5 protein-coding genes are annotated in these 6,979 nt (G+C 31.0%); 4 read left to right on the forward strand and 1 reads right to left on the reverse strand.

Features of this window, described 5'->3' with window-relative positions:
- Positions 1 to 70: 70 nt before the first annotated feature.
- Positions 71 to 937, reverse strand: coding sequence for a ComEC/Rec2 family competence protein (locus I6U48_RS28950; protein ID WP_218323983.1), 867 nt, complete (start codon positions 935 to 937; stop codon positions 71 to 73).
- Positions 938 to 1,097: 160 nt separating this feature from the next.
- Here I6U48_RS28950 and I6U48_RS28955 point away from each other — a divergent pair, with 160 nt between their 5' ends.
- From I6U48_RS28955 to I6U48_RS28970, 4 genes are all read left to right on the forward strand, one after another.
- Positions 1,098 to 1,820: a lysophospholipid acyltransferase family protein gene (locus I6U48_RS28955; RefSeq protein WP_218323984.1), complete on the forward strand. Its 723-nt coding sequence runs from the start codon at positions 1,098 to 1,100 to the stop codon at positions 1,818 to 1,820.
- A 598-nt stretch (positions 1,821 to 2,418) separates the two neighbouring features.
- Positions 2,419 to 3,783 (forward strand): hydroxymethylglutaryl-CoA lyase-like TIM-barrel protein, encoded by a 1,365-nt coding sequence (locus I6U48_RS28960; RefSeq protein WP_218323985.1) that lies wholly within the window; start codon positions 2,419 to 2,421, stop codon positions 3,781 to 3,783.
- A gap of 36 nt (positions 3,784 to 3,819) precedes the next feature.
- Entirely contained in the window at positions 3,820 to 5,739 is a 1,920-nt protein-coding gene (locus I6U48_RS28965; protein WP_218323986.1) for an aconitate hydratase, read from the forward strand.
- Between the two features lie 86 nt (positions 5,740 to 5,825).
- Positions 5,826 to 6,827, forward strand: coding sequence for an isocitrate dehydrogenase (NAD(+)) (locus I6U48_RS28970; protein ID WP_218323987.1), 1,002 nt, complete (start codon positions 5,826 to 5,828; stop codon positions 6,825 to 6,827).
- Positions 6,828 to 6,979 lie beyond the last annotated feature (152 nt).

Consider the following 6,979-nt stretch of genomic DNA (forward strand, 5'->3'; position numbering starts at 1 on the left):
GGAGCCATTTTTTATTTTTTGAATAATAGAAAAGACTGCTTATAGCAGTCTTTTATAGTGTTTTCAATAATTACATCTTAGATATTTTAGTTCCATCACTGATTAATAATATAGTTCCGTCTACATCTGTCCTATATACTTGAATTTTTCTTTTTTCAAATTCATTCAAAGTTTCCTTATGAGGATGTCCATAGTCATTATTTTTACCACAGCTTATAATAGCCATTCTAGGCGCGATTTTATCTAAAAAGTCTTTAGAGGAAGAAGATGTACTTCCATGATGTCCAACCTTCAGAACATCAGAAGATAAATCGTAACTTTTAGATAGAATTTCTTTTTCGCTTAATTTTTCAGCATCTCCTGTAAAGAGAAATTTTGAATTTTTGTAAGTTACTTTAATGACAGCAGAGTAATTATTGAGATCTTCATAATTGTTATTATTAGGAGCTAACATTTCACATTTTACATCTTTACCTAAGTCAAGTTCTATCCCAGCCCTAGCCACATTAATCTTTAAATTTTTTGATTTTAATGCATTAATCATATTCTCAAAGATTTTTGTATTTGTTAATTTTTTTGGTGCATAAAACTGACCGATATCATATTTTTTTATTACGTCTGACATACCTCCAATATGGTCTTCATGAGGATGAGTAGCAACTACATAGTCAAGCTTTTTAACATTTTGTTTATCTAAGTAAGATATAACCTTATTAGTACTTTCATTTGTACCAGCATCAATAAGTAGATTTTTTCCGTTTACTTGTATTAATTCACTATCGCCCTGTCCGACATCTATATAACTTATTCTAATAATATTGTCATTTTGTATATTTAAGCTATTTTCAATAGATTTAGAATTATGGCATGAAGTAAATAAAAACAATATTATTAGAAGTAAAGACACTATCTTAAAATATGATTTTAAAATTTTCAATCGAATATATCTCCTTTCGTGAATTTATAGTACAGACATAAGTTTACCACTTTCAATGAATAAGTAAAGAAAAAAATATATAAGAATCGATAGTATGATATAATATTATGGATATATGTAATATAATCTGAATTTAAATTAAAGGAGAGAAATTTAATTTATGGAAACAGTATTATTTTATTTATGCTTTTTCATTTACATAGGCAATACTATTTTTAAAAAATATGAATTAGAAAAACTAAAGAAACATGGATCTGAAGAAGAGGTTCAAGAATATATAAAGAAAGCGGTTAAAGGTTGGACTAAATATGTTTTGAACAAAGTTCATGCTAAAATTGAGGTTATAGGTCGAGAAAATCTTCCAGAAGAAAATTGTCTTTATGTATCAAATCACCAAAGTAACTTTGATATACCAATTTTTCTAGAAATATTGGATGAACCAGTAGGATTTATTGCTAAAAAGGAAATACTTAAATTTAAAACCTTTAGTTATTGGATGACACAGATAGATTGTATATTTATGGATAGGAATAATATAAGAGAGTCGATGAAATCTATAAATAAAGGTGTAGAGTTACTTAAAAATGGACGTAGTATGGTAATTTTTCCTGAAGGGACTAGAAGTAAGGGAAAAAGTGTTGGGGATTTTAAGAAAGGAAGTATGAAGCTGGCCTTGAAATCAGGTGTTCCTATAGTACCGGTAACAATAGATGGAAGTTATAAATTGTTAGAAAAAAATAAGGATTATAATAAAAATGATAGAATAGTTAGATTTATAATAGACAAACCTATATATCCAGCGGAGTTATCTAAGGAAGAACAAGTGAATCTTGCTGAAAATATAAAAAAAATTATTTCAGACAACATTAATAATATAGACTAAAATATGGGATTATAAGTGTATGCTTGTAATCCTATATTTTTTCCAGTAAATAATAAATAAACTAGTCATATAAGCTTATATGGGCGAAATTTATATATAAATATATTTTAATTTAAGTTTAGAAAATATTATAATTTAAATAATTTTATCTTGAAATTTTAAAAAATTTATAAATATACTTTAATATTTTTAGAAAAATAATAAGTTCATTAAGGAATTTTTATTATTTACTTAATTATAGATTCAAATTTTATTGTGCACAAATCCGATAACGATGCTATATAGTGCCAATTCAAGAGAAAAAGGTTCCTATTTTAACGATAAATTGTTATATGTGAAAAAATGACGAAGAAAAACTACAAAAATACAAAAATTTTTATTTGCCAATATAGAATGGAAATGTTACAATATAGGCATAAATATGCTAATAATCAATGACAATGCCTAGAATAAATTAATATTTATGCATGAAATTAGTATAAACAATAAAAAAGATATAAGTATTATAGAGAATGCTAATGCAATTTTTGAATGTAAACCATTCAAAAAGAGATTTTTATACATTGGGCCAATATTTTTGAAATTAAGGAGGATAAAAATGAGTATTATTAGAAAATCTTCGTATGAGCACTATTTGCAGGATGTAGATGTTCCAAATCTTTATAAAGATATATTTCCTTATTCTGAAGTTCCTAAGGTAACTTTCAATCAAATTCAAGTTCCTATGGATTTACCTGACAATATATGGATTACAGATACTACATTTAGAGATGGACAACAGTCCATGCCACCTTATTCAGCAGAACAAATTATAAAAATATTTGATTATCTTCATGAGTTAGATAATAATTCAGGTATAATTAAGCAAACTGAATTTTTCTTATATACAGAAAAGGATAGAAGAGCAGCACGAGTATGTATGGAAAGAGGATATGAGTTTCCAGAAGTAACATCATGGATAAGAGCAAACAAAGAAGATTTTAAGTTAGTAAAGGAGATGGGAATAAAAGAAACTGGAATGCTTATGTCATGTTCTGATTATCATATATTTAAAAAACTAAATGTATCAAGACAAAAGGCTATGGATATGTATCTATCTATAGTAGAAGAAGCGTTAAGTAATGGAATACGACCAAGATGTCATTTAGAAGATATAACTAGAGCGGATTTTTATGGATTTGTAGTACCGTTTGTAAATAAGCTTATGGAGCTTTCAAAGGAAAGCAACATTCCTATAAAGGTAAGAGTTTGTGATACTCTAGGTCTTGGCGTTCCATATAGTGGCACTACCATTCCAAGAAGCGTACAAGGGCTTATTCACGGACTTAGAGCAAATTGTGGAGTTCCTTCAGAAAGTATAGAATGGCATGGGCACAATGATTTTTATCAGGTGGTAAGTAATTCAACTACAGCATGGCTTTATGGTGCGTCTTCAATAAATACATCACTTCTAGGAATTGGAGAAAGAACTGGTAATTGTCCATTGGAGTCTATGATATTTGAATATGCGCAGTTAAAAGGTACAACTAAAAATATGAAACTTCATGTTATAACAGAATTAGCAGAATACTTTGCAAAAGAAATGGATTATGACATACCACCAAGAACTCCTTTTATTGGCAGCCAATTTAACGTAACAAGAGCTGGTATACATGCTGATGGAATACTGAAGGATGAAGAAATATACAATATATTTGATACAGACAAAATACTTGGAAGACCAGTAATAGTTGCTGTTAATCAATATTCAGGACTTGCTGGAATTGCAGCTTGGATAAATACCTATTATAAACTAAAAGATGATGAAAAAATTGATAAAAAAGATTCAAGAATATCTGAGATTAAAGAATGGGTAGATGAACAATATTCTCTTGGTAGAACAACTATTATTGGAAACAATGAATTAGAATTATTAGTAGAAAGAATAATGCCTGAAATAACTGAAAAAAACAGAGCAAGTTAAGTAGAGAGGTTTCTTATAAAGATTGGAGGATTAGTAATGGGATTAAATGTTGCACAAAAAATAATTAAAAATCATCTAGTTAAAGGTGATATGATTGCTGGCAAAGAAATTGCCATTAAAATAGATCAAACACTAACTCAGGATTCTACAGGAACGATGGCATATTTGCAGTTTGAAGCTTTAGGAATAGATAAGGTAAAGACAAAAAGATCTGTAGCTTATATAGATCATAATGTACTTCAATCCGGTCCAGAAAATGCAGATGACCACTTATATATTCAAACTGTGGCAAAAAAACATGGAATATATTTTTCGAAACCTGGTAATGGAATATGCCATCAGGTAAATTTAGAAAGATTTGGTGTTCCGGGAGATACTCTTTTAGGTTCAGATAGCCATACACCTACAGGTGGTGGAATAGGAATGTTTGCTATGGGCGCAGGTGGACTTGATGTTGCTGTAGCTATGGGAGGCGGAGAATATTATATTAACATGCCTAAAATAGTTAAAGTAAATTTAACAGGAAAGTTAAATGACTGGGTTTCTGCTAAAGACATTATATTGGAGCTTTTAAAAAGACTTACTGTTAAAGGTGGAGTGGGAAAAGTATTTGAATACTCAGGAGAAGGTATTAAAACTTTATCTGTACCACAGAGAGCAACTATAACAAACATGGGTGCTGAACTTGGAGCGACAACATCATTATTTCCAAGTGATGATGTAACATATGAGTTCCTAAAAGCACAGGGGAGAGAGAAAGATTTTATAGAATTAAAAGCTGATGGAGATGCAGTATATGATGAAGAAGTAACAATAAATCTATCAGAATTAGAGCCGCTAGTGGCTTGTCCTCATAGTCCTGATAATGTTGCATCTGCTGCTTCATTAAAAGATATAAAAGTAGATCAGGTATGTATAGGAAGTTGTACAAATTCATCTTATGCGGATATGATGAGAGTAGCTAAAATATTAGAGGGCAAGACAGTAAATGAAAAAGTATCCTTAGTTATTGCGCCAGGGTCAAAGCAGGTTTTAAATATGCTCGCTAAAAATGGAGCTTTATCTACAATGATTGATGCGGGAGCAAGAATTTTAGAGTCAGCTTGTGGCTTCTGTATAGGAATGGGTCAATCACCTGTTACAAATGGTGTATCTCTTAGAACTTCTAACAGAAACTTTGAAGGAAGATCTGGTACAACATCTGCTAATGTTTATTTAGTTAGTCCTGAAATTGCAGCGGTTTCTGCTCTAAAAGGTTATATAGCAGACCCAAGAGAGTTAGGAGAAGCTTTTGAAATAGAAATGCCAAAGGAATTCATTATAAATGATAATTTAATAGTTCCTCCAGCAGTAGCAGGTGAAGATGTAGAAATAGTTAGAGGACCTAACATAAAGCCATTCCCTAAAGCAAAAGCGTTAGAAAATGTAGTAGAGGGAAAAGTACTAACAAAGGTTGGAGATAATATAACTACAGACCATATTATGCCTTCAAATGCTAAGCTTTTACCTTATAGATCAAATGTTCCTTATCTTTCAGAATACTGTTTAACACCATGTGATAAAGATTTTCCAAGTAAAGCTAAGGAATACAATGGAGGATTTATAGTTGGTGGAGGAAATTACGGACAAGGATCAAGTAGGGAACATGCAGCATTAGCACCTCTTTACTTAGGTGTAAAGGCAGTAATTGCTAAATCTTTTGCTAGAATCCATATGGCTAATCTAATAAACAACGGTATAATGCCTCTAGTATTCAAGAATGCAGAGGATTATGATAAGATAGGTGAGCTAGATGAACTTTCAATAGAAAATGCATTAGTTCAGGTAGATTCGGGAATTATTATAATTAAGAATAAAACTAAAAATGAGGAGTATGAAATGCTTCTAGATATTGCAGATAGACAAAAGGATATGATAAAGTTGGGTGGATTACTAAATTTAATAAGTGGTAAATAGAAAAAGAGAAGGGTCTGCTGAACTATAAAAATAATACAACGTATTATTTTTATAGTGCGACAGACCTATATTTGGAGGCGATAATTATGACACATAAGATTACACTTATTCCTGGAGATGGAATAGGAACAGAAGTCTCAGAAGCTGCTAGAAAAGTTATAGAAGCGGCAGGCGTAAAGGTAGAATGGGATATAGTAGAAGCGGGAGCAGCAGTTATAGAAGAGTATGGAACTCCTCTTCCAGAGTATGTATTAGAAAGTATAAAGAAAAATAAGATAGCTCTAAAAGGACCGGTAACTACACCAGTAGGAAAAGGTTTTAAAAGTGTAAATGTTACACTTAGACAAACTTTAAATCTTTATGCTAACATAAGACCTATAAAAACTTATGAAGGTGTAAAGTCCAGATATGATAATGTAAACCTTGTTATTTTTAGAGAAAATACTGAGGATTTGTATGCTGGAATAGAACATATGGTAAGTGAAGATATTGCAGAAAGCATAAAAATTATATCTAAAAAGGCAAGTGACAAGATAGTAAGAGCTGCCTTTGAATATGCTAGACAACATAATAGAAAGAAAGTTACTGCAGTACATAAGGCTAATATAATGAAATTATCAGATGGGCTTTTCTTAAAATGTGCAAGAAACATAGCAGAGGAATATAAAGATATAGAATTTGAAGATGTGATAGTAGATGCTATGAGTATGAAGCTTGTATTAAATCCAGAAAAATATGATGTACTTGTTATGCCTAACTTGTACGGTGATATACTTTCTGATATGGCAGCTGGGCTTGTAGGTGGCCTTGGATTGCTTCCAGGTGCAAATATAGGGGAAAATGGTGCAGTATTTGAAGCCGCTCATGGTTCAGCACCAGATATAGCAGGACAGAATAAAGCTAATCCATCAGCAATTATTTTGTCAGCAGTAATGATGCTTCAACATATAGGAGAGTCAGATGCAGCGGAAAAAATAGAAAAAGCTATTGCAAAGGTAATAAAAGAAGGTAAGAACGTAACTTGCGATCTTGGAGGGAATGCAGGAACAACAGAATTCACTGAAGCTGTTATAAATGCAATGAAATAGTATAGATAATAATACAGGGAGCTGGTTGCACTTATAGACATACACGGCCGACACTTAACTTATACTCCGGGATATATTACCGTTCTTTCATCACGATAAATACTTTTAACAAGTCTAAAGCCCATATTTCTAAAAAAGCTAAGAATCTTTGA

Source organism: Clostridium thailandense (assembly GCF_019207025.1).
GTDB classification, from domain to species: domain Bacteria; phylum Bacillota; class Clostridia; order Clostridiales; family Clostridiaceae; genus Clostridium_AM; species Clostridium_AM thailandense.

Bases quoted from the DNA above. Each gene is read 5' to 3' on its own strand.
- I6U48_RS28955 (WP_218323984.1), top strand. From the start codon at position 1,098: ATGGAAACAGTATTATTTTATTTATGCTTTTTCATTTACATAGGCAAT.
- I6U48_RS28960 (WP_218323985.1), top strand. From the start codon at position 2,419: ATGAGTATTATTAGAAAATCTTCGTATGAGCACTATTTGCAGGATGTA.
- I6U48_RS28965 (WP_218323986.1), top strand. From the start codon at position 3,820: ATGGGATTAAATGTTGCACAAAAAATAATTAAAAATCATCTAGTTAAA.
- I6U48_RS28970 (WP_218323987.1), top strand. From the start codon at position 5,826: ATGACACATAAGATTACACTTATTCCTGGAGATGGAATAGGAACAGAA.